This window comes from Rhodococcus sp. MurmanLake-1 (assembly GCF_056945715.1).
The window spans coordinates 45,759-67,396 of record NZ_JBWZNF010000002.1 but is presented as its reverse complement, the minus strand read 5'-3'; the positions used below and the strand labels follow the sequence as shown (position 1 = coordinate 67,396).

Here is a 21,638-nt window from a genome sequence, read left to right as displayed (position 1 = left end):
TCACTTTCCCGGTTCGGGGTCGCGAGGCAGACCCAGGATTCGCTCACCGATGATGTTGAGCTGAACATTGGTTGTACCACCCGCGATGGACATGCACTGCGAGTTCAAGAACATCTGGGTTGCAGACATCCGATGCTGTTCGCCCAGAAGTGAACTCGGCCCGGCCCACTCCATTGCCACATCCCAGACCTGCTGGATGTGCTCGACACCGATCAACTTCGCCACCGAGGATTCGGCCCCCGGCTGCGCGCCGGTGAGCGAGCGCAGCGTGGTGCGCAGACCGAGCAGACCGCCGGACTGCGCGTCGCACAGCACCTTTCCGAGCACCGTCAGCTGCTCGTCGTCGATGCCACCGGGTAGTCCGTCGACCAGGCTCAGAAGAGCCTCACCACCCGATCCGAGAGACGAGTCGTTGGACAGCGAGACACGCTCGTTGGCCAGTGTGGTGCGAGCGAGCTTCCAGCCGTCGCCCGGCTCGCCGACCAGGCACTCGTCGGGGACGAAGACGTCGTCGAAGAAGACTTCGTTGAACAGTGCTTCACCGGTGATCTCGCGAAGCGGGCGAATGTCGAGGCCGCTGTTCTTGATGTCGATCAGGAAGTAGGACAGGCCCTTGTGCTTGGGGGCGTCGGCGTCGGTGCGCGCGAGGCAGATTCCCCAGTGCGCGTCGCGTGCCATCGACGTCCACACCTTCTGGCCCTGCAACTTCCAGCCACCGTCGACCTTGGTGGCCTTGGTGCTCAGAGCCGCGAGGTCGGAACCTGCGCCGGGCTCGGAGAAGAGCTGGCACCAGACGATATCGCCGCGCAGTGACGGCGGGACGAACTTGGCGAGCTGCTCTTCGTTGCCGTGCGCGATGAGCGTCGGGATGACCCAGTTGCCGATGATCATGTCGTGCGGCTTGATCTTCGCAGCGCGCAGTTCTTCGGCGATGACCAGCTGGCTGACGGCATCGGCGGACTTGCCCCACGGAGCCGTGAAGTGCGGTGCGGTGTAGCCCTTTTCCGCGAGGTACGTCTTCTGCGCGGCACCTTCGAGTTCGAGCGCAGGAGCGAGCTCGGCGCGAACGTCGGCGCGGACCGCCTCGGCCTCGGGCGGCAACTCGATGCTGAGCACGCGACGGGTGCCGGCAATGGTCAGCTCGGCAACGCGACGACGCCAGGATGCCGTGGAACCCAGCAGAATTCGCAGGGACTGCGCGCGGCGCAGGTACAGGTGCGCGTCGTGCTCCCACGTGTAGCCGATTCCGCCGAGCACCTGGATGCAGTCACGCGTGACGGAGAAGCCTGCTTCGAGGGCCGTGGCTCCGGCGACGGCTGCTGCGAGAGAAGCCTCTTCGGCACCGACGCCGTTGGCGGGCGTCAGTGCGCGCGCAGCGTCCCACGCGCAGACGCGCGCCTGCTCGGCAAGAGCGAGCATCCGAGCGGCCTTGTGCTTGACGCCCTGGAACTGGCCGATCGGGCGACCGAACTGCTGACGCACCTTCGCGTAGTCGGCCGAGGTCGTGACGGCCCAGTCGGCCAAGCCTGATGCCTCGGCCGCGAACAGTGTTGCGGCAATGTCGAGTACACGCTGCGTATCGATGGTGAGGATCTCGGAATCAGCGAGGACCAGTCCGTCGACGGTGATCTCGGAGTTACGACGTACGACGTCGTAACTGGCCAAGTCCGTGACCTCGAGGCGGTCACGTCCGAGCAGAACGAATCCGCTGTCCGTCGCGAGCAGGAACTGGTCGCCGACATGGCCACCGAGAATCTGGCTGGAGGTTCCGCTGAGGGTGGCGGTGTCGCCGTCGCGGGCGATCTTCAGCGAACCCGGCTGCAGTGCAACGGCTCCGAGCGTGCTGCCGTCGACCAGTCCGGCCAGCGGAGCGGTGACTCCGGCGTCGCTGAGAACGGCGCTGACCACGACTGTCGGCAGGAACGTGCCGGGAACCATGGAGCGCCCGAGTTCCTCGACGACGATCGCGAGCTCGACCAATCCGTATCCAGCGCCGCCGAATTCCTCGGCCACGTGTAGTCCGAGAAGTCCCTGCTCGGCAAGCCCGCTCCAGAGTTGGGGGCGAGTTTCGACCTTCGCCTCGACCGCTTCACGGATAGCGGTGGGTGTTGCGTGACGTGCCGCCCAGCCCCGTACGGAGTCGCGGAGGTCACGATCTTCTTCACTCAATCCAATGGTCATGTCTACCTCGTCAATTCGACAGTGTGAGTACGGGTCAGATGCGTTCGATGATGGTGGCGGTAGAGAGAGCGCCACCGGCGCACATCGTGACCAGCGCCGTGGACTTGTTCGAGCGCTCGAGTTCGTGCAGCGCGGTCGTGATCAGACGAGCGCCGGTCGAACCGACGGGATGCCCGAGTGCGATCGCACCGCCGTTGACGTTGACCTTGGACAGATCTGCGTCGTGAACCTGCGCCCAGGAGAGCACTACCGAGGCGAACGCTTCGTTGATTTCGACGAGATCGATGTCGTTCAGAGTCATTCCGGCCTTGTCGAGCACCATCTGGGTGGATTCGATCGGTCCGTCCAGGTGATAGAAGGGATCGGATCCGACCATGCCGGACGCGACGATCCGCGCGCGGGGCTTCAATCCCAGTTCCTGTGCGCGCTCTTCGCTCATCAGCAGTACCGCAGCCGCGCCGTCACTGATCTGCGACGAGTTGCCGGCGGTGTGGATATGGCCTTCGATGACCGGCCTGAGTCCGGCCAGCGCCTCGGCTGTCGTCGCGCGCAGGCCACCGTCGCGGGTGACAGTGGCGATCTCACCGGTCGGCACACCTTCCTTGGTGACGACGGGAGCCTTGACGGGCACGATCTCACGGTCGAAGCGTCCTTCGGCCCAAGCCTGGGCTGCGCGGCGCTGCGATTCCAGGCCGAAGGCGTCGACGTCGGCGCGTGTGATGCCACGCTTCTCGGCGATACGCTGCGCAGAGGTGAACTGGTCACCCATGTCGATGGTCCAGTCGTCCGGGTACGGGTTTCCCGTACCGGGCGCGTTTGCCTGGCCCAGGAACACACGGCTCATCGCCTCGACGCCGCAGCCGATACCGGCTGAGATCTGACCCGAGGAAATCAGGCCGGAAATCAAATGCACTGCCTGCTGGGCAGATCCACAGGCGCAGTCGACGGTGGTTGCCGCTGTGCTGTACGGCAATCCGGCGTGCAGCCACGCTTGCCGCGTGACGTTGTTGGACTGCTCACCTGCCTGGGTGACACAGCCACCGATGATCTGCCCGATGTCTTCCGGTGCGACGCCTGCCCGTTCGAGAACGCCGAGTTGCGCTGCTCCCAGAATCTCGGCGGGGTGCAGCCCCGCCAGGGCGCCGCGACGACGGCCGATCGGTGTCCGAGCGGCCTCGACGATGACTGCATGACCCATGATGTGCGCTCCTTCGTGGAGTTTTCGGTCGGTGAGCTGACTCACCGTCAACTTTTCTGTAATGTATTCTATTGTTGATGTCAGGGCAATGCCGGAATGAACGTCATCTTTGAACCAAGTCTGACTCAAATAATAGAATTGATTTCAATTTTGAAGACACGACGAACCCACCCCGAGAAGGGGCGAGGTCACGTCAGTGTCGTGAGAGATTCACCAGAAGCAGGTCGCACCCCTTGCGGATGTCGTACTCCGCATCCGGGATGGAAATTCGACCGTTGAGGCACGATTGGATGACCCCGAACCACAGCTGCATCAGCAGACGCAACCCGGTGTTGTCTTCCTCGGTCGGGTTCTCGATCCCGGCCGCATCGAGGATGATCTGCCGGAAGCCGCGATCGATCTTGCCCACGTCCGGCACCGTCGCGACGTTGGCGGTACTGGACGACTGCAGCATCGCAGTCGAAAGGGCCGGCCGACGCAGTAACCCGCGAGTCGCGCGCACCAGGACCTCGTACACGGCGTCCTGCGGATTGGCCGACTGCACCTGATGCTTGGCAAAACTGTCGCCGATCTGATCGATCTGCTCGACCATCACAGCGACGAAGAGGTGCGTCTTCGAAGGGAAATAACGGTAGAGAGTGCCGATGGCCACGCCTGCCCGCTTGGCGACTTCGTGCATCTGAACCCGCGAGAGTTCTTTCTCGGTCCCCAATTCGGCGGCCGCTTCCAGCATCCGCACATGGCGCGCCCGCTGCTCGTCCGAACTGGGCTCAGCAGCGTCCCTGACCTCGGCAATTCTCGGCAACGTCGCCCCCATCATCGATTATGTGTCCCGGCCGCGAACGACCGCGCTAATTCTCTCACCTGGACCACCCATCTCGGCATATTGCCCGCTCAGTGGGACCTGGCATGGCCTTCCAGTGCCGTGCGGTATTCCGTGGACACCCCACCCTCTTGGAGTAAGGACGCAATGATGCAGGACTGGACCAGCGAGTGCGACGTGTTGGTAGTCGGCTCCGGCGGCGGAGCGCTGACCGGCGCATATACCGCCGCTGCTCAGGGATTGACGACGATCGTCCTCGAGAAAACCGATCGTTTCGGCGGGACCTCCGCCTACTCGGGCGCCTCGATCTGGCTCCCAGGTACCCAGGTGCAGGAACGCGCCGGACTTCCCGACTCGACCGAGAATGCCCGCACCTATCTGCGCGCGTTGCTCGGTGACGCCGAGTCCGAGCGCCAGGACGCCTACGTCGAGACCGCTCCCGCTGTCGTCGCTCTACTCGAGCAGAACCCGAACATCGAATTCGAGTTCCGTGCGTTCCCCGACTACTACAAAGCCGAAGGCCGGATGGACACGGGACGCTCCATCAACCCTCTCGATCTCGATCCCGCCGACATCGGTGACCTCGCCGGCAAGGTGCGTCCGGAACTGGACCAAGACCGCACCGGTCAGGATCATGCTCCCGGCCCGATGATCGGTGGGCGCGCACTGATCGGCCGTCTGCTGGCCGCAGTTCAGAGCACCGGCAAGGCAGAACTTCGCACCGAATCCGTCCTCACCTCCCTGATCGTGGAAGACGGCCGGGTTGTCGGCGCCGAGGTCGAATCCGGCGGCGAAACCCAGCGAATCAAGGCGAACCGCGGTGTCCTGATGGCAGCAGGCGGCATCGAAGGCAACGCCGAGGTGCGTGAGCAGGCAGGCACCCCCGGCAAGGCGATCTGGAGTATGGGTCCCTTCGGCGCCAACACCGGCGACGCGATCTCCGCCGGAATTGCTGTCGGCGGCGCAACAGCCTTGCTCGATCAGGCGTGGTTCTGCCCCGGCGTCGAGCAGCCCGACGGCAGCGCCGCCTTCATGGTCGGCGTTCGCGGTGGGCTCGTCGTCGACAGCGCCGGTGAGCGCTACCTCAACGAGTCGCTTCCGTACGACCAGTTCGGACGAGCCATGGATGCTCACGACGACAACGGTTCTGCCGTGCCGTCGTTCATGATCTTCGACTCGCGCGAGGGTGGCGGACTGCCCGCCATCTGCATCCCGAACACGGCGCCCGCCAAGCACCTCGAAGCCGGAACCTGGGTCGGTGCCGACACTCTCGAAGAACTCGCTGCCAAGACCGGACTACCGGCCGACGCATTGCGCAGCACTGTCGAAAAGTTCAACGATGCCGCAAAACTGGGCGTCGACGAAGAGTTCCATCGCGGCGAAGACCCGTACGACGCGTTCTTCTGCCCACCCAACGGTGGTGCGAATGCGGCACTGACGGCCATCGAGAACGGTCCGTTCTACGCGGCCCGCATCGTCCTCAGTGACCTCGGCACCAAAGGCGGATTGGTCACCGACGTCAACGGCCGAGTCCTGCGTGCTGACGGCAGCGCCATCGACGGCCTGTACGCCGCCGGCAACACGAGCGCGTCACTGAGCGGCCGCTTCTACCCCGGCCCCGGAGTTCCACTCGGCACGGCCATGGTCTTCTCGTACCGAGCAGCTCAGGACATGGCGAAGTAACCAGCACAACGAGGACGTGGGGCAGGCAATGTCAGAATCACCTGCCCCACACTCTTTCGCACGGCGACCCGATTTTGTATCACTCCAGGTCGAGACCGGGCAACCCGTCCACACTCTTCGCGTTCTTCTCGGCGCGATAGGCGATGAGCCGCTCCGGACCCCTCTTCTCCGCTACGCGGTCGAGCACGTCACGATCGGATTGGTAGTCCATCAGCGGTACTGCGTATCCGCACGAATCCGAAATGCGCGTCAGATCGACCACGACGATCGACCGCAGTCCCGGGTGCTCGGGGAACCTACCGACAAGCTCGTTGAACGGTTCCGACCCTGCGGGCAGAACTTGTCCGTGACCGTGCAGTCGAACGATCTTCGGTGGTCCGTCAAATGCCATGAACATCAGGGTTATTCGCGAGTTCTCGCGCACGTGCGCGATGGTTTCCACACCGCTGCCAGTGAGATCGAGGTACGCCACGCGGGTGGATGTCAGCACCACGAACGATCCGACTCCCCCTTTGGGTGAGCAATTGATCAACCCGTCAGGAGACAACGGTGCGGTAGCAACGACGAACAGCGGTTGGGCCTGCAACCACGTGGTGAGCTTTTCATCGATGCCTTCGTAGACGCGCCCCATGTCGAGAGTGTAGTTCGCGCCGACTGGACGTCACGAGGCAGACGCTGCGGCGGCTCGAATCTCCTCACACATCGCTGCGAAGGCGCGGTCGTCGGCGGGATCCGTCGGCACTGCCAGTGCAATGCCGTCGCAGAGACTCGCGTATTTCGAACTCAGCACCCCGGGGAGTTCGGCGTAGGTGCATTGCGTGACCAAGATGTCGAGAACATCGTCCGTGAGCACAGCTGGTAGTCGAGCCCAATCACCCGTTCGTGCCATCGCAGTCAGCTTCTCGCCGATCCCCGCCAAGCCGAGAACCTCGAGCGCGGTTCGATATGCCGGTGTGGAGTAGAGAAAGGCAAGTTCACTGCGTACCGCTTCTCGTCGAGCAAGTATCGCGGCACGATCTTTGCCGGTGATCGTAGTCGGAACGGCAATCAGCCGCGGCTTCCTTCCTCCTGCCGTCAATGATGGAATGATCCTCTCCGCGAGCACCTTCGGATGGGAGCTGGTGGGGTGAGCAACAAAGCCGTCGGCGACGGCTCCTGCCAGTGAGCACATGCGGGAGTTCACTCCCCCGGTCCAGATCTCGGGAGCTGGAACGTCGAGCGGCCCCGGATTGAAGTAGGGCTGCAGTCGGTTGAAGGTGTAGTGCGAGCCGGCATAGTCGAGTTCGCCGCCCGTCTGGAACGCTTGAAATATCTCCCTTACAGCACTGACGTAATCGCGCAGTTGTGCAACAGGATTGGTCCACGGCATCGAGTACCGCCCGACGATGTTCCCGCGCACCTGCGTTGCGAGCCCCAGTTGAAATCGCCCACCCGAGAAACCTGCAAGATCCCAGGCAGCCAAAGCCGTCACCATGGGACTGCGCGCAAACGCGACAACCATCGACGTCCGGACAGTGAGAGTACTGCTGTGCTCGACGGCCAGTGCCGCCACGGCAAAGGGGTCGCGAATGGTCTCGGAGATGTGCACCGTGTCGAAACCGAGGTTCTCGATGCGTTCGACGTGCTGAGCCACCTGCCGCAGCGGAGTGTCGGCAGGTAGCGAGGTCACCAATTCCATGTCAGCCCAAAGGCTCCAGACGAATCGACAGCAGCTTTCCTTCTGTTGCCACCTTGCGAGCGTGTTCGTTGAAGTCCGGGGCGGCACAGACGAACAGCGTACGACCGTCGGAACCGCCGAGCCCGCAAGCGAAGACGCCGCTGTCGAAGGCAATTTCATCGATTATCTTGCCAGACGGGTCGACGTGGAGAATTCGACTTCCGAGTGCGTCGGCCACCCACATCGAATCGTCTCCGTCGATGCAACATCCGTCGGGCGCAACGACGATCTCAGCGAGGGTGGTCTCCATCTCGGGTCCACCAGGTACCGGCCCGAACGACGCCCAATCACGGCGTTCGCCCAGAGAGCCGTCGGGCCGGACGGCAAACGCACTGATTCGATTTCCCAGCGTTTCGTCCACGAGCAGATCTCCGGTCGACGTCAGAGCCATCCCGTTGGGGAAGTGGAGATCTCGCGCCACGACGTGCACCGATCCGTCCGGGTCGACGCGGAGGAGATCTGCCGTCTCGACGGGGGCCAGGTTCATCAGGTCGAACCCGAAGTTGCCCACGTACGCTCGTCCCTGCGCGTCGACCAGCATGTCGTTGACGTTGGCACTCACGTACCCGGACAAGTCTGCGTGCACCACCAAATCGCCATCGAATTCTCGCCGCAGAATCTTCTGGTCCCGCATGGAGACAACCAGTAATCTGCCGTCCGGAAGCCACCCCAACCCGGACGGCTGCCCTGGAATCTCCGCCTCGACGCGTACGTCGGTCCCGTCCTCACGGGCCGAAATCACCTGGTAGGTATAGAAGTCCGACACCCAGATTCGGTCCTCGTGCCAGCGCGGGCATTCGAAGTAGGTATATCCCTCGAGAACTACCGCAACCTCTGGTGCCATCAGGCTCTCCCACGTCGGTGATTGAATGGTGTGTTCACTCCATTCAATCACCGGTGCCCCGGTGGCGGTGTCCGATTCCCGACTACTCGCCGCGGTATACCTTGTCCAGCACGTCGAACGCGGATTCCCACCCGTCGTAGACGTTGCCGTCGCCCTTGAAACCCGGGATCCCGACCAGATGGAATGTCATCTCGGTCTTGTCTCCCCGATCTGCGAGCGTGACCGTGATTCGAGGCGCGGTGTCCACCGAATCTCCCGGATCCCCCCAGGTGAAGACTAGCTTCTTCGGCTCGTCGACCTCGAGATAGGTTCCACCGGTAGGAAACTCGGCACCATTCTCGTCGTTGATCATCAGGTAGCGGTACGTTCCGCCAACTCTGGGGTCGATCGTGACGTGCTCCCGAGGGCTGCTGACACCCTCGGGGTGCCACCACCGCGCCGCCTCGTCGGGATCGGTCCACGCTTGCCAGACAAGGTCACGCGGCGCATCGAAGATCCGGGTGATGGTGAATTCTGCGGTGGCATCGGCATTCTGGTCACTCATTGTCCTTCTCCTTCTTCGGTCGACGTTGCTTCAGCTCACGTAGACGCTCGTCGAGGAGGTCGAAGCGTTCGTTCCAACCGCGCCGGTGTTCGTCGACCCATGCGCTGGCGTCGTCGAGCCCCTCTGCTCGAAGGGTGCAGGTGCGCCATTGCGCGGTGGCGGTTCGTTCGATGAGACCGGCTCGCTCGAGCACCTTCAGATGCTGCGAGATGGCGGGCCGACTCATCTCGAACGGCTCGGCCAGCTCACCGACGGTCATCGAACCATCCGTCAGGCGAGAGAGCATTTCACGCCTCGTCGGGTCGGCCAGTGCGCTGAACACTGCATCGAGTCGACCACTTCGCTCGTCCATGTAAGCAACTCCTTAATTAAGGAATAACTTAAACATAGAACTCACGATCCTAAGCGTCAACCCCTTCAACTCCAGGTGTATCGAAGCCTCTCGACGGTTGTCGCCTCGTCCATCTGGGAGAACGTCTCCTGCTCAGCTCCCTTCACGGACACCATCGCTTCGATGATCGACTCCCCGAAGATTTCCCTCGCCACCGAGGAGGAGTTGAACTTCTGCACGATCTCGCCGAGATCGGTGGGGACTCGGGTCACCCCGCGCTCATCACGTTCCGCCTCTGTGAGAGTCGACGGGTTCACCACGATTTCAGGCGGCAATGGCGCGGCATTGTCGATACCGATCTGCGAAAGACCGAGTACCGCAGCGGTGGCCAGATACGGATTGGCCGATGGATCGATGATCTTGACTTCGGCGTTGGCGCCGTGTGGATTCGACAGTGACTCCGTGCAGAACCTCAGTGCCGCTTCCCGGTTCTCGAGCCCCCAACAGACGTAGGCCCCCGACCAATTGTCCGGACGCAGCCTGAGGCCGGAGAGCGGCGAGGAAGCAAAGACGGCCGTGAATTCCGTGAGGTGAGAAAGGATTCCACCCAAAGCTGATGATCCTTCGTCGGTCATCCCGTAGTCCTGACCACCACCGGAGAAGACGGGCCGCCCACCTGAGATCAACGAAAAGTGCTGGTGTGCACCGTTCCCGGCACCTCCGATCGTAGGTATCGGTGAAAACGATGCCGCCAATCCATGGGCTCTGGCAGTGCGGCTGATCAAGATCCGGGCAAGCACCACAAGATCGGCCGCTTGAACAGGAGCGCTCGGAGCGATGGAGATCTCGAATTGATCCGGTCCGTACTCCGCATGAACTTGCTCGATATGAAGTTGTGCGCGTACGGCATTGCGCAGAAGGTCCTTGAGGAAGTCCTCGCGGCGAAGGACTGCACCTAACCCGTACGCCGACCACGCTCCGTCGCACGCATCACCGAAAAGAGTGAATTCGATCTCGTGACCCACGCGAGCTTCCAGTCCGTAGGCAGCAAGCCGCGCCACGACGGCAGTGAGTGCGGACCGAGTGCACACGGCAGCCGTCGAACCGTCTTGCTCGTACAAAGTGGCCGGCGCCCACGACACGCCCCCGCCGAGATCGCGGAGGTCGGAGCGGTCGATACGCAACCGGAGATCACCCACGACGGAAAAGGAATCGGTGAAGGCAATCCGATCGTCGCTGCAGAAAACATTCCAACTCGGCGAGACCCCCGCACCGACTTCCTCGAAGACACCGCTTCGGCCTGCCGGCATCACTTTCGCCCGCGCGACACCCGCCATGTCCACGATCGAGCCGATAGTCAGCGCCGGAACTTCCCTCATCCAGAGGCAAATACCCCACTCGGCGGCGCGCCAACCGGTCAGATCAGGTTGTCCTCCACCGGCAGTCCGAACGCCGCCCGGCCGTACAGCGCCAACGCGCGCTCGGGTTCGTTGGCAACGTGAACGCTGCCCGCATGAACGTCTCGCCACGCACGCTCGATCGGGTTTCCGCGAGAGAGGGAGTTCCCGCCTGCTGTCTTGAACAGCATGTCGATCGCCTCCACCGAACGTTCCGTCGCGCGAACCTGATCACGACGCGCGCGCAGCCTCATCGAGAGCGGAAGCTCCTTGCCGGCGACAGCAAGTTCGTACATCTCCCGGATATTGCGATCCATCTGCAGAATCGCGGCATCGATCTCCGACGACGCACGCGCGACGGCAACCTGAGCGAACTGGTCCTCACTGAACCGTCCACCACCCAAGCTCAGACGGACCCGCTCACGCATCACGTCCAGGTATCCCTCGTAACAACCTGCGACGATGCCCACACACGGAGCCGCGACCGTCGAGGTGAAGATACTCCCGAACGGAAGCTTGTACAGCGGACCAGGATTGACTGCTTGGCCTGGGCCGCGAAGTTGTGCGGTCTCGTAGTTGCGCTTCAATCGGTGCTCGGGCACAAAGGCCTTGTCGACCACGATCTCGTTGCTCGCGGTGCCGCGCATCCCCACGACATCCCAGACATCTCGGATCTCGTAATCCGTACGCGGCACCAACACCGTCATGAAATCGACCGGCCGGCCGTCCATCCCGACCACCATCGCGCCCAGCAATGCCCAACTCGCGTGATCACAGCCGGAAGAGAAGCCCCACTGGCCCGACAGTTCGTAACCACCGTCCACCGCCGTCAGTCGACCGACCGGCGCGTACGCGGACGAGATGAGCGTCGTCTGATCCTCTCCCCACACGTCGGCCTGTGCCTGGTCGTCGAAAAGCGCCAGATGCCACGGGTGCACTCCCACCACCGACGCGACCCAACCGGTCGAACCACAGGCAGCGGAGATTGCCCTGACCACTTCGTAGAAGTGGACCGGGTCGCTCTCGGCGCCCCCATATCTCTTGGGCGCCAGCATGGAGAAGACGCCGGCTTCGGAAAGCTCCCGGATGGTCCGTTCGGAGATCTTGCGCGAATCGTCGACCTTCTGAGCGCGGGCCGCGATCTTCGGAAGCAGATCACGGACTGAGCTCAGAACCTTGTTGACCATGGAAGACACTCCTCGCACCGAACCGTGAGGGAGCGGATCGGCAGATAGACATAACGGCTGCCCCGTCACGATATGTCGGTCACGCGTTCCGATGATCGGAAGTCCCGGAGGCCGGGATCAGCCGCCGGATCCTCTCGCTCGCCGCTGGTCCCGGCCAGTGAGACGAGGCCCCAGCGGTAATTCACGCTCCCCTAGCGTCGGGCGTCGACACTGACCCTGGAAAGGACGGGACTCATCGTGACGATCAATCAGTCCGACAACGACGAAGTTCGCGAGATCCAAGCTGGAACCGCGCCTACTCGCTTTGCACGTGGATGGCACTGCATTGGGCTCACGGAGTCCTTCAAGGACGGCCAGCCGCACTCCATCGAGGCGTTCGGTACCAAGCTCGTCGTCTTCGCCGACAGTGAAGGCAACGTCAAGATCCTCGACGCGTACTGCCGTCACATGGGTGGCGACCTGAGCCAGGGCACCATCAAGGGCGACGCCATTGCCTGTCCGTTCCACGATTGGCGCTGGGGCGGCAACGGCAAGTGCCAGAAGATTCCGTACGCACGCCGCGTTCCCCCGCTGGCCAAGACGCGCGCATGGCAGACGCTCGACCAGGACGGCATGCTCTTTGTCTGGCACGACCCCGAGGGCAACCCGCCGACCGACGACGTAGCCATCCCCCGCATCGAAGGCGCGCTCAGCGACGAGTGGAGCGACTGGGTCTGGTACACCACGACCGTCGACACCAACTGTCGTGAAATCGTCGACAACATCGTCGACATGGCGCACTTCTTCTACGTGCACTACTCCTTCCCGACGTACTTCAAGAACGTCTTCGAAGGCCACGCCGCAACGCAGTACATGCGCGGCGTCGCTCGCTCCGATATGCGTCCCCACGCAGCAGGCACCCCGAAGATGGTCGGCAGCAACTCGGTTGCGACATACTTCGGCCCCTCCTTCATGGTCGACGACCTGACCTACGAGTACGAGGACTACAACGTCGACTCTGTGCTCATCAACTGCCACTACCCGGTCAGCGCTGACAAGTTCGTGCTCCAGTACGGCATCATCGTCAAGAAGTCGGATCGCTTCCAGGGTGAAGCCGCCGATGCGATGGCCGCGAACTTCGGCACGTTCATCGCCAAGGGCTTCGAGCAGGACGTCGAGATCTGGAAGAACAAGACTCGCATCGAGAACCCGCTCCTGTGCGAAGAGGATGGCCCGGTCTACCAGCTCCGCCGCTGGTACGAGCAGTTCTACGTCGACGTCGCGGACATCGCTCCCGAGATGACCGAACGCTTCGAATTCGAACTCGACACCGCGCGACCCGTCGCCGCCTGGCAGAAGGAAGTCGAAGACAACCTCGCTGCGAAGAAGGCAGACGAAGATGCAGCCTCTTCAGTGCGCTGAGTGCAAGGCGCAGGTCCTGGTCCAGAAGAACAGTTGGGAACACACCACCGTTCAGTGGAGTGACCAGGCCCGCGCCCAGTGCCTCGAAATCGCCGACGACCGTGAATTCGGGCAACGTGAGGGACGACCCGGTGCTCCCCGCAAGGAGTGCGGCGCCTTGATCGCGTCCATCGTGAACGCTGCAACAGCGGGCGAGCTCGAGATTCTCAACGACGAGCCGGTGCCTCAGCCGATCGTCGACGACAGCGAACCAGTACCCGCTCCGTTTCACTAGCCGAGCCAACATCTTTCGAAGAAGGTAGTAATGATCGATCCCCAGTACTACGGCCCGTGGGCAGTCATCGCCGGCGGTTCCGAAGGTGTCGGCGCAGGGTTCGCCGACGAGCTCAGCAAGATCGGCATCAACCTCGTTCTCATCGCCCGCAAGCCGGGGCCGCTCGAGGAGACTGCGGCCAAGGCACGCGCCAACGGCGTCGAAGTACGCACTCTCGCACTGGATCTATTGGTTCCCGACGCGCTCGACCAGATCAAGGCTGTCACCGACGACGTCGAGGTCGGCCTGCTCATCTTCAACGCCGGCGCCAACAGCTACGGCCACGAGTTCGTCACCGGTGATCTGAAGGGATTCGCCGGAGTCATCGAGCTGAACATCAACAAGCAACTCGAACTCTCGCACCACTTCGGCGGTTTGATGAAGGACCGCGGACGAGGCGGCATCATGCTGCTCGGTTCGCTGGCCGGATTCATGGGCTCCGAGCACCAGAGCATCTACGCGGCCTCGAAAGCTTTCGGTCGCATCTTCGCCGAAAGCCTGTGGCTCGAACTTCAGCCGTACGGCGTTCACGTCGTCGAGTTCATTCTCGGTGTCACTCGCACGCCGGCCATGATTCGCGCGGGATTGAACTTCGACATCCCGGGCATGAACGTCGCAGAGCCCGAGGACGTTGCACGCGAAGGCCTCGAACACCTTGCCGACGGCCCGATCTGGGTTGCTGCAGGAAACTACGAAGGCGCCAAGAAGCGCAGCGGCTTCCCCCGAGACAAGATGGTCAAGGGCGCTGCCGAAGCGATGCGCAAGCTGCTGAACCGCTGACTTCTGCTGTGCGCCTTTATTAACCCCCCGACGTTAAGAAAGGCGCACAGCATGGGCGTCGACATCACCACTCTTCTCGACGAACGCGAGATCACCCGCTCCATTTTCGAGTTCGCCCGAGCCATGGACGCGCGGGACTGGGATGAACTCCACCGGATCATGACTCCGGACGCTACGGCAGAACTGGGAACCGGAACTCTTCGTGGACCTGCCGAGGTAGTGGCTTCCATCCGCTCGTTCCTCGACGAGTGCGGTCCCACCCAACATCTGATCGGCAACGTGCTGGTCGAGGTGGTCGGTGATATTGCCACCAGCCGCTCCTATGTCAGCGACATGCATGTGGGCACCGGGAGCAAAGCTCACCTGAACTTCTTCACCCTCGGCGACTACCACGATTCTTGGACCCGAATCGACGGAAGGTGGCGAATGACGCACCGCACCAAGCATTCACACGCCAGTCAGGGATCCATCGAGGTTCTGGGCGCCGGCCCCAGCGGTTGGCGGAGCTGACTCAGCTCAACATCGACGAACGGCCGGTCGCGAGTGGACTCTTGCTGGTGAGTCCACCGTCGACCACCAAGGTCTGCCCCGTCATGTAGCGAGATTCGTCCGAGGCCAGGTAGAGCATGGCGTGTGCGATGTCTTCGGGCTCACCGAGGTAGGGCAGCGCGTTTGCCTGCTTCATGCCGTCGATGACATCAGCAGGGATGTTGTCCACGAGTGCGGGTGTCATGATCGCGCCCGGCGCTACGGCGTTGCACCGAACACCGTTTGCTCCGTACTGGACTGCGATGTACTGCGTCAGACGAATGACTGCCGCTTTGGCGGATCCGTAGGCAGACTGCAGGGAATCCCCGATCAATCCACCTACCGAGGCCGTGTTGACGATCGATCCTCCACCGGCACTGTTCATGTGCGGAATGGCAAGTCGTGAAGCGACGACAGTGCTGCGGACGTTGAGCGACATCACGCGATCCCACTCGTCCATGTCCATCCGGAGCAGGTCGAGATCCTTGCGCGGATTACTACCGCCCACGTGATTGCACAAGACGTTGATGCCACCGAATTCGGCGACCGCCCTTTCGATCATCGCTGCCAGAGACTCCTCGTTCATGACATCGACGCCGAAACCCAGCGCAGTGCCGCCGGTCTCGCGTATCGCCGCCGCTGCTTCCTCCGCTCGAGCTGGATCGAGGTCGGCGACCAGCACCTTGGCGCCTTCTGCCGCCATGAGTTGTGCTGCTGCACGCCCGATTCCGCTGGCGGCGCCGGTGATCACTACATTTTTGCCTTCGAGCCTGTTCATATTCATTCCCTTCGCGGGGAATCGCCGTACCCGGATCTCATGTGCCCGAAATTGACAGCTCGGCGATTACCCGATCACTACCAGTGAACGCAGGATCGACAGCCGCGTCCAACTTTCTTGAATGAACTCACAAGTACGTGACCACGGCCCGCGCACCTGCTACACCGCCGAAATCGAGTGGCGACGGAAGACTCCATTGTGCTGAAGTGGCACTATGCAGAATTCTGTTCGACCGCTGTCCATCGACGACCTCGACCGTGCCGCCGAGGTTCTCGGCGAGGCTTTTGCCGACTATCCCTGGACGAACTGGTGCGTCGCCGAAGACTCTCACATGGAACGGGTCGCCGCTCTACAACGGATCTACCTCGAACACCTGGCACTACCGTTCGGACGTTCATACATCGATGATTCAGGCAACGGCGTCATCGCAGTCCTGCCGCCCGACACCCCGGAGCCTGATGAAGCGACTGTCGAGAAGATCGTGGAACTGCACGGAGATCGGTTCGAGCGCGTTCTCCAGGCTGACGAACAACTGTCTGCGCTTCCCGCCCTCGAGCACGCGTGGTCGTTGGCAACGATCGGTACGACACCGCATTCGCAGGGCAGTGGATTGGGCTCTGCACTACTGAAACATGCTTTGGCGGAACTGGATCGAACCGAACAGGCTTGCTGGCTCGACACGTCGACCGAACGAAATCTACCGCTGTACCAACGGTTCGGTTTCACGATCGTCGGCCAGACCTCGCTCCCCGACGGACCGGACGTATGGCGGATGCATCGACTTCAGGGCTGATTGTTCGACTTCAGCACTCGCCGAATCATTTTCGACAACGACGCGTATTGGGTGATCGTGTTGACGGCGATCCACCTCGAGACCGGCCACGTCCGGGTCCACGAGAAAACCCCGACCGACAGCAGTTGATCGTCTTCGAGAGTTCCCACGTATCGACGCAGCGCTGCGACAGCCGCGCGCAAACGATCCCGAAGCTCTCGAACCGACGTTCCTGCACTCGCCTCGACCACCGACTGGTTCAGCGCGGGTGTTTGCGTCCACTTGTAACCCGCAGCCGGCGTCTGCGGTGTCTCGTCTCGCAGTCCGGCACCTATCCACTCTACGACGGCCTCTGCCCACCAGACACGCACAGCGAGTACGTCGTGCACCGTCCACGCATCGACGGCAACGGCGTCGAACGCATCGGCCTCGACGACGCCGTCGAGTAACGCGTCGAGTTTCGAATACGCCGAGTCCAGCGCACTCGCCAGTTCCTCACGTGACAAGGTCTGCGCCACAATGCCTCCGAACGATCAGTAGAGAAAGAAGAAGCGGGACCATCTCGACTCGATGGCCCCGCATTCAACATTAACGTCCTACGAGTTTCAGTTCAGCTCGCCCAGGAACCTTTCGAGGTTCTCGGCGATCTCCTTCGACTTGGTGTGGTGTAGGTAGTGGTCTCCGTCCAGCAAGACCAGTTCACCATGATCGACCGATGCTGCCTGTTCTTCGTGCAGCTCTGTCCAGCCCTGGACCTTGGAATTCTGTACAGCGAACAACAGAATCGGGAGATCGGCAGGGAACGTCTTGCCGATCGCCGCGGCGAAGTTGCTGGAAAGGTGATCCATTTCGTTGAGATACGTGTCGCTGAAGTTGTTCTTCGCGACCAGTCGGCTCATCTCTGCCTTCTCGGCTTCATCGAGGTAGGCATCGGTTTCCTCACTGCCACCGAGTTTCGCCAGAACGTCGGAGAAGCCCAATTTCTTTGCAACGCGGAAGACTTCGATCGGGAACTTGGTGTCCATGTTCGGCTGCCCCGGGACGCTGCTGTCGATGCCCACGAAAGCGGTGACCTCGTCGCCGTACTTCGCGGTGTAGTCCAAGGCATAAACACCTGTGATGGAGTGACCCATGAGGATGTATTCGTCAATCCCCAAGGCCTGCACAGCCTCGTGTATCTCTTCGACGATGTTCTCAGCCGTGCGGTCCTTGTCGGTTGCGTCGCTGTATCCGTAGCCGAAGGGCTCGATCGTGACAACGCGGTAGTCAGGTGCAAGCTCGTCGATGAGTGATTTGAAGTCGAGGATCGGTGCGGACGTTCCGAACCCGGGCAGCAGCACGATGGTCCGATCACCGCTGCCGCGAATCGAGTAGCTCATGTTCTTGCCGTCTACGGACACGAACTGGTTGCCCGTTTCCGCGGTCGGAACGTTCGCCTTGCTGGAGCCGACGTTGAATACGAGCGCTATCGATACCAGCACAACCAGAACTACGGACACCGAAGCAACCACCTTCAGTGCAACGGTACGAATCTTCTTCATTCTCATCCTCATCTTCTCGGGCGTCGATACGGCTAGGAAAGGCTCGATATCGAGGCCGCACTGGTCTCGTCGAGCACACGCAACACGTTGTTGCCCATCAGCTTTGCCAAGTCCTCCGCGGACCAACCTCGTTCTGCCAGACGGTCTATCAACACCGCGAAACCGGATACGTCCTGCATACCGTCCGGAAAGTCGTCGAACCCATCGTAGTCACTTCCCAAACCGATGTGGTCGATGCCCGCGACGTCTCGGGCATGCTCGACGTGATCGGCCAGATGGTCCACCGTCATCGCCGGCCGTGGGCCGACCCGCCCGCCTTTGAACCACTCGTTGTACTCGGAAGAAAGGAACATGGGCACAAAGGCGATCATGATGACCCCGCCGTTGTCCGCGAGCAGCCTCATGACGTCGTCGGGAACATTACGGGGGTGACCGCATAGCTGAGTGCAGGACGAATGGCTGAAGATCACCGGCGCCGACGACGTCTCGATGGCATCTCTCATCGTTTCCACCGAGACGTGCGACAGGTCGACGAGTACGCCGAGCCGGTTCATTTCGCGCACGATCTCGCGACCGAAGTCGGTCAGCCCGCCGTGTACGCGCGTGTCCGTCGCGGAGTCCGCCCACCCGGTGTTGTCGTTGTGCGTCAGAGTCATGTACCGAAGACCAAGGCGCGCCATCATTCTCAGAACGCCGAGCGAACTGCCGATGCTGTGACCGCCCTCCGCACCCAACAATGACGCGACCTTGCCCTCGCTCCAGATGCGACGCACGTCGTCACCGGTGCGCGCGAATTCGAAAGTATCCGGGTACCGCTCGATCATCCGGTACACATAGTCGATCTGCTCGAGTGTGTACTGAACAGCCTCGGCCTCCGTCCTGTCACACGGGGTGTAAACCGACCAGAACTGCGCACCGACGCCACCGCGACCGAGTTTGTCGATGTCGGTTTGGAATATGGAATCCTTCTCCAGATTTTCCACCGAGTATGCGGCAGTTTCGCGAGCCGTCCATGCCAGATCGTTGTGACCGTCGATGACCGGCGCAAGGCCGTAAGCATCCAGTGCCGCTGGGTGATTCACGTCCGGAAAAGGAGCGAGAGGTTTCAACATGAGTTTTCCTCGAGAAAGTAGTGCGGGCAGGTCGAGGGCCCTCATCGCCCTCGACCTGCCCGAGATTTCATTCAGCGGAGAGAATCATCTCGCCGCGGCTAGTCGGAAATCTTCTTGAAAAGCCGTGTCATGTACAGATATTCCTCGCCATCGATCGTGAGGTGAGCCATCTCGCCAGAAGCGCTCTCGTTACTGATCGAGAACCGGGAAGCAGACAGAGGCACGACCTTGGTGGGCGGGGCCGGCGGCTCGCCGTCGATCTCGACCTTGGCGAAGTTCTGAACCTGGAATCCGCCGTCGTCGCCACGCGTGAGTTCGATTCGAACGGTTGTCGATTCATAGGTCCCGAGAATGTGAGACAGATCGATGTCTGCTGCATCCGGTTCGGACTTCGGCTCCGGCAGAACGAGATCGAGCTCCTGAGCGATCTCCTTCTCGATGTCGTGAGCCAGGGCACCGCCACCACGCGAGTTGGTGACAACTGCCATGGCCAGGCCGAGCTCGGGGAAGGTGTGAAAACGAGTGATCTGGCCGATCGTCGCACCACCGTGCTGCGCGGACGTCACACCGCCCCAGTCGGACAGGATCCAGCCGAGACCCCAGGCCTGATCGACGCTCGAAACCGCAGTCAGGTCGAACTGTGGGGTGCGCATCAGACGCGCGGATTCTTCGGACAGAATGCGTTCACCCGTCAACGCGAGGCCGTCACGCATGTGTGCAGCGCCGAAGGTCAGAAGCGAGCTGACGGATCCGGTGATGATCCCGGCCGGACCGATACCGCGGGGAAGCAGCCACTGCTTGGTCGGAACCACCTTGTCCGGCGACGTCCGATCCGGGTTCGCCACATGACCGACGGCGGTGCGGAACAGCGGGGCATCCTTGGCCTTGGTGATGATGTGCGTCAATCCGAGTGGCTTCCAGAGGTATTCGACCAACGCCTCGTCCCACGTCATCTCACGAAGAACCTCGACGATACGGCCGGCAACGGCGAAACCTGCATTGCTGTAACTCAGATGCCCGCCGGGCTCGGTGACGCTGATCGCGGTCGCGAGTTCGTCGACGTACTTCTCGACGCAGTCGTCGCCGTCGCCGGTGTCGTTGAACAGGTCTCCGTCGATACCGCTTGTGTGCGTGAGCAACTGGCGGATCGTGATTTCCTTCGTGTTGGAAGGATCCGCGATCGTGAACTCCGGAAGCACCTCCACCACCAGGGTGTCCAGCGTCAGCTTGCCCTCGTCGACGAGCTGCATGATCAGAGTCGTCGTCCAGATCTTGCTCGCGGATCCGTACTGGAACAGGGTGTCGGCGTCGACGTCGACACGCGTGTTCAGGCTCGTCACTCCGGTGGTGATGACACGGATATCCGCTGCACCGTCTTCGCCCAGCGCGATCACACCGACCTGCGCGCCAGGTACCGAATGCTTGGCTGCCAGTTCGTCGAGGCGTTCCTGCCACTTCGGGGCGACAAGTAGGTCCTTGGGCAAGTCGGTCACAGGTCGAACTCCTTCGATCATGGAAGCCAGTGGCGTAGACAGCGTTGCTGCGATCCGCTCAGGTCTCACTCGTCGGGAAGTGAGGTTGCGGAAGCAATAACCGTCCACCCATGATCTCAGTGTGCTCGCAGTCACGTCCTGGTCGATTGCACCGAACTCGACCCCGAAAATGGTGCGATCGGACGAGCCTGCGTTCAGGACTCGCCACTCGAAACGATCAGCGCTCGAAGGTTCCTTCCAAGCGATTGCGTGAACCGGGGTGGATCAAGCGCGCCGCACTGACCAACCCATTGGCCGACCAGGTGCGGCGGCGAATCAACAGACACGGTTCCCCTCGATCGATGCGGAGCAGCTCGCATTCGTCCGGGCTCCCTAACACTGCTTCCACGACATGCTCGCCGCGAACCAGAGGCGCAACGTCACTCAAGTAGTTGTTGGGGGTGATCGCGGTGAAGTCCTGGCGCAGATAGTCGGGCGCCTCGTTCGGATTCACGAACCGGTCTTCCACCTGAATCGGGGTTTCGTCCTCGAAGTGCACCATCAGCGAATGGAACACCCGTTTGCCCACCGATTCACGAAGGAACGTCTGCCCGTGGTCGGTTTCTTCCTCACGAACGAACACGACCTCGGTTCGATGACGGTGGCCGCGGCGCTGAATCTCGTCGGCGATGTTCTTTACTTCGAACAGCGGGGACGCGGTCTTCGTGGCGGCGACAAAAGTACCGACCCCCATCATCCGCACGATCAGACCGTCGCTGGTGAGTTCACGAAGCGCTCGGTTGATCGTCATACGTGACAACCCAAGCGCACTGACCAGTTGATTTTCCGAAGGCAGCTGATCGCCTTCGGTCCACCGACCCGAATTGATCTGCGAGACCACGAGGTTCTTCACCCGTTCGTAGGCAGGGGCGGACTCGCCGCCTGCCTCGTTGAACAGCACGGCGAGTTCTGCGTCCACTTCAGCAATCGCCATCGCCACCACCCGTTCGTCGAAAACCACCGAGTCGGTTCTCCC

Annotated in this window: 22 protein-coding genes; 6 read left to right on the top strand and 16 right to left on the bottom strand. The window is 61.9% G+C overall.

The window, feature by feature from the left end:
* The 3 genes from AC2ETI_RS06615 to AC2ETI_RS06605 all read right to left on the bottom strand — a co-directional run bounded on the left by AC2ETI_RS06615 (position 1) and on the right by AC2ETI_RS06605 (position 4,199).
* The gene (locus AC2ETI_RS06615) at positions 1-2,181 is read right to left on the bottom strand and encodes an acyl-CoA dehydrogenase family protein (RefSeq protein WP_483633686.1); all 2,181 of its coding nucleotides are present in this window, start codon (positions 2,179-2,181) and stop codon (positions 1-3) included.
* 34 nt (positions 2,182-2,215) lie between these two features.
* The gene (locus AC2ETI_RS06610) at positions 2,216-3,379 is read right to left on the bottom strand and encodes a steroid 3-ketoacyl-CoA thiolase (protein WP_483633685.1); all 1,164 of its coding nucleotides are present in this window, start codon (positions 3,377-3,379) and stop codon (positions 2,216-2,218) included.
* A gap of 193 nt (positions 3,380-3,572) precedes the next feature.
* Complete coding sequence (locus AC2ETI_RS06605) at positions 3,573-4,199, bottom strand: TetR/AcrR family transcriptional regulator (RefSeq protein WP_019745323.1); 627 nt, start codon at positions 4,197-4,199, stop codon at positions 3,573-3,575.
* 153 nt (positions 4,200-4,352) lie between these two features.
* On the opposite strand from AC2ETI_RS06605, the gene AC2ETI_RS06600 reads away from it, so the two are divergent.
* Positions 4,353-5,885, top strand: coding sequence for an FAD-dependent oxidoreductase (locus AC2ETI_RS06600; RefSeq protein WP_483633842.1), 1,533 nt, complete (start codon positions 4,353-4,355; stop codon positions 5,883-5,885).
* Between the two features lie 79 nt (positions 5,886-5,964).
* Here the strand turns inward: AC2ETI_RS06600 and AC2ETI_RS06595 are convergent, their stop codons facing one another.
* The 7 genes from AC2ETI_RS06595 to hsaA form a co-directional block, all read right to left on the bottom strand.
* Positions 5,965-6,516 carry a pyridoxamine 5'-phosphate oxidase family protein gene (locus AC2ETI_RS06595; RefSeq protein WP_195790758.1) on the bottom strand — a complete coding sequence of 184 codons (552 nt, stop codon included), beginning with the start codon at positions 6,514-6,516 and terminating at the stop codon, positions 5,965-5,967.
* A 30-nt stretch (positions 6,517-6,546) separates the two neighbouring features.
* Positions 6,547-7,563, bottom strand: a complete 1,017-nt coding sequence (locus AC2ETI_RS06590; RefSeq protein WP_483633684.1) for a TIGR03617 family F420-dependent LLM class oxidoreductase — start codon at positions 7,561-7,563, stop codon at positions 6,547-6,549.
* A 1-nt stretch (position 7,564) separates the two neighbouring features.
* Entirely contained in the window at positions 7,565-8,446 is an 882-nt protein-coding gene (locus AC2ETI_RS06585; RefSeq protein WP_031330807.1) for an SMP-30/gluconolactonase/LRE family protein, read from the bottom strand.
* Positions 8,447-8,528: 82 nt separating this feature from the next.
* Positions 8,529-8,990, bottom strand: a complete 462-nt coding sequence (locus AC2ETI_RS06580; protein WP_021345567.1) for an SRPBCC family protein — start codon at positions 8,988-8,990, stop codon at positions 8,529-8,531.
* Entirely contained in the window at positions 8,983-9,342 is a 360-nt protein-coding gene (locus AC2ETI_RS06575; RefSeq protein WP_003940373.1) for an ArsR/SmtB family transcription factor, read from the bottom strand. The genes AC2ETI_RS06580 and AC2ETI_RS06575 overlap by 8 nt, the downstream gene beginning before the upstream one ends.
* 65 nt (positions 9,343-9,407) lie before the next feature.
* Positions 9,408-10,700 (bottom strand): type I glutamate--ammonia ligase, encoded by a 1,293-nt coding sequence (locus AC2ETI_RS06570; protein ID WP_483633683.1) that lies wholly within the window; start codon positions 10,698-10,700, stop codon positions 9,408-9,410.
* A 38-nt stretch (positions 10,701-10,738) separates the two neighbouring features.
* Entirely contained in the window at positions 10,739-11,905 is a 1,167-nt protein-coding gene (gene hsaA, locus AC2ETI_RS06565; protein WP_020970820.1) for a 3-hydroxy-9,10-secoandrosta-1,3,5(10)-triene-9,17-dione monooxygenase oxygenase subunit, read from the bottom strand.
* A 237-nt stretch (positions 11,906-12,142) separates the two neighbouring features.
* Between hsaA and AC2ETI_RS06560 the strand changes: the two genes are divergently transcribed.
* Genes AC2ETI_RS06560 through AC2ETI_RS06545 form a run of 4 tightly spaced genes read left to right on the top strand, consistent with a single transcriptional unit; the run spans position 12,143 to position 14,909 of the window.
* Complete coding sequence (locus AC2ETI_RS06560) at positions 12,143-13,306, top strand: 3-ketosteroid-9-alpha-monooxygenase, oxygenase component (protein WP_019745333.1); 1,164 nt, start codon at positions 12,143-12,145, stop codon at positions 13,304-13,306.
* Positions 13,284-13,580 carry a hypothetical protein gene (locus tag AC2ETI_RS06555; protein WP_021331969.1) on the top strand — a complete coding sequence of 99 codons (297 nt, stop codon included), beginning with the start codon at positions 13,284-13,286 and terminating at the stop codon, positions 13,578-13,580. The genes AC2ETI_RS06560 and AC2ETI_RS06555 overlap by 23 nt, the downstream gene beginning before the upstream one ends.
* Before the next feature lie 30 nt (positions 13,581-13,610).
* The gene (locus tag AC2ETI_RS06550) at positions 13,611-14,399 is read left to right on the top strand and encodes an SDR family NAD(P)-dependent oxidoreductase (protein WP_020970821.1); all 789 of its coding nucleotides are present in this window, start codon (positions 13,611-13,613) and stop codon (positions 14,397-14,399) included.
* A 51-nt stretch (positions 14,400-14,450) separates the two neighbouring features.
* On the top strand, positions 14,451-14,909 hold the full coding sequence (locus AC2ETI_RS06545; protein WP_021331968.1) for a nuclear transport factor 2 family protein: 459 nt from the start codon (positions 14,451-14,453) through the stop codon (positions 14,907-14,909).
* Position 14,910: 1 nt separating this feature from the next.
* Here AC2ETI_RS06545 and AC2ETI_RS06540 read toward each other — a convergent pair whose 3' ends face one another.
* Entirely contained in the window at positions 14,911-15,705 is a 795-nt protein-coding gene (locus AC2ETI_RS06540; protein ID WP_483633682.1) for an SDR family NAD(P)-dependent oxidoreductase, read from the bottom strand.
* Between the two features lie 214 nt (positions 15,706-15,919).
* Here AC2ETI_RS06540 and AC2ETI_RS06535 point away from each other — a divergent pair, with 214 nt between their 5' ends.
* Positions 15,920-16,498 carry a GNAT family N-acetyltransferase gene (locus tag AC2ETI_RS06535; protein WP_483633681.1) on the top strand — a complete coding sequence of 193 codons (579 nt, stop codon included), beginning with the start codon at positions 15,920-15,922 and terminating at the stop codon, positions 16,496-16,498.
* On the opposite strand, the gene AC2ETI_RS06530 is transcribed toward AC2ETI_RS06535, so the two are convergent.
* From AC2ETI_RS06530 to hutC, 5 genes are all read right to left on the bottom strand, one after another.
* Positions 16,489-16,995 carry a ClbS/DfsB family four-helix bundle protein gene (locus tag AC2ETI_RS06530; protein ID WP_021331966.1) on the bottom strand — a complete coding sequence of 169 codons (507 nt, stop codon included), beginning with the start codon at positions 16,993-16,995 and terminating at the stop codon, positions 16,489-16,491. The genes AC2ETI_RS06535 and AC2ETI_RS06530 overlap by 10 nt on opposite strands.
* An 87-nt stretch (positions 16,996-17,082) precedes the next feature.
* A complete protein-coding gene (locus AC2ETI_RS06525) occupies positions 17,083-18,018 on the bottom strand; it encodes an alpha/beta fold hydrolase (RefSeq protein WP_029256278.1) in 936 nt (311 codons plus the stop codon).
* A gap of 32 nt (positions 18,019-18,050) precedes the next feature.
* Entirely contained in the window at positions 18,051-19,130 is a 1,080-nt protein-coding gene (locus AC2ETI_RS06520; protein WP_020909170.1) for a dipeptidase, read from the bottom strand.
* Positions 19,131-19,228: 98 nt separating this feature from the next.
* Positions 19,229-20,623 carry a serine hydrolase domain-containing protein gene (locus AC2ETI_RS06515; RefSeq protein WP_029537034.1) on the bottom strand — a complete coding sequence of 465 codons (1,395 nt, stop codon included), beginning with the start codon at positions 20,621-20,623 and terminating at the stop codon, positions 19,229-19,231.
* A gap of 217 nt (positions 20,624-20,840) precedes the next feature.
* Positions 20,841-21,596, bottom strand: coding sequence for a histidine utilization repressor (gene hutC / locus AC2ETI_RS06510; protein ID WP_024487384.1), 756 nt, complete (start codon positions 21,594-21,596; stop codon positions 20,841-20,843).
* Positions 21,597-21,638 lie beyond the last annotated feature (42 nt).

Bases quoted from the DNA above. Each gene is read 5' to 3' on its own strand.
- AC2ETI_RS06550 (WP_020970821.1), top strand. From the start codon at position 13,611: ATGATCGATCCCCAGTACTACGGCCCGTGGGCAGTCATCGCCGGCGGT.
- AC2ETI_RS06525 (WP_029256278.1), bottom strand. From the start codon at position 18,018: ATGAAGAAGATTCGTACCGTTGCACTGAAGGTGGTTGCTTCGGTGTCC.
- AC2ETI_RS06520 (WP_020909170.1), bottom strand. From the start codon at position 19,130: ATGTTGAAACCTCTCGCTCCTTTTCCGGACGTGAATCACCCAGCGGCA.
- hsaA (WP_020970820.1), bottom strand. From the start codon at position 11,905: ATGGTCAACAAGGTTCTGAGCTCAGTCCGTGATCTGCTTCCGAAGATC.
- hutC (WP_024487384.1), bottom strand. From the start codon at position 21,596: ATGGCGATTGCTGAAGTGGACGCAGAACTCGCCGTGCTGTTCAACGAG.
- AC2ETI_RS06570 (WP_483633683.1), bottom strand. From the start codon at position 10,700: ATGAGGGAAGTTCCGGCGCTGACTATCGGCTCGATCGTGGACATGGCG.
- AC2ETI_RS06575 (WP_003940373.1), bottom strand. From the start codon at position 9,342: ATGGACGAGCGAAGTGGTCGACTCGATGCAGTGTTCAGCGCACTGGCC.
- AC2ETI_RS06535 (WP_483633681.1), top strand. From the start codon at position 15,920: ATGCAGAATTCTGTTCGACCGCTGTCCATCGACGACCTCGACCGTGCC.
- AC2ETI_RS06540 (WP_483633682.1), bottom strand. From the start codon at position 15,705: ATGAACAGGCTCGAAGGCAAAAATGTAGTGATCACCGGCGCCGCCAGC.
- AC2ETI_RS06555 (WP_021331969.1), top strand. From the start codon at position 13,284: ATGCAGCCTCTTCAGTGCGCTGAGTGCAAGGCGCAGGTCCTGGTCCAG.
- AC2ETI_RS06590 (WP_483633684.1), bottom strand. From the start codon at position 7,563: ATGGAATTGGTGACCTCGCTACCTGCCGACACTCCGCTGCGGCAGGTG.
- AC2ETI_RS06545 (WP_021331968.1), top strand. From the start codon at position 14,451: ATGGGCGTCGACATCACCACTCTTCTCGACGAACGCGAGATCACCCGC.
- AC2ETI_RS06610 (WP_483633685.1), bottom strand. From the start codon at position 3,379: ATGGGTCATGCAGTCATCGTCGAGGCCGCTCGGACACCGATCGGCCGT.
- AC2ETI_RS06580 (WP_021345567.1), bottom strand. From the start codon at position 8,990: ATGAGTGACCAGAATGCCGATGCCACCGCAGAATTCACCATCACCCGG.
- AC2ETI_RS06595 (WP_195790758.1), bottom strand. From the start codon at position 6,516: ATGGGGCGCGTCTACGAAGGCATCGATGAAAAGCTCACCACGTGGTTG.
- AC2ETI_RS06585 (WP_031330807.1), bottom strand. From the start codon at position 8,446: ATGGCACCAGAGGTTGCGGTAGTTCTCGAGGGATATACCTACTTCGAA.
- AC2ETI_RS06615 (WP_483633686.1), bottom strand. From the start codon at position 2,181: ATGACCATTGGATTGAGTGAAGAAGATCGTGACCTCCGCGACTCCGTA.
- AC2ETI_RS06605 (WP_019745323.1), bottom strand. From the start codon at position 4,199: ATGATGGGGGCGACGTTGCCGAGAATTGCCGAGGTCAGGGACGCTGCT.
- AC2ETI_RS06600 (WP_483633842.1), top strand. From the start codon at position 4,353: ATGCAGGACTGGACCAGCGAGTGCGACGTGTTGGTAGTCGGCTCCGGC.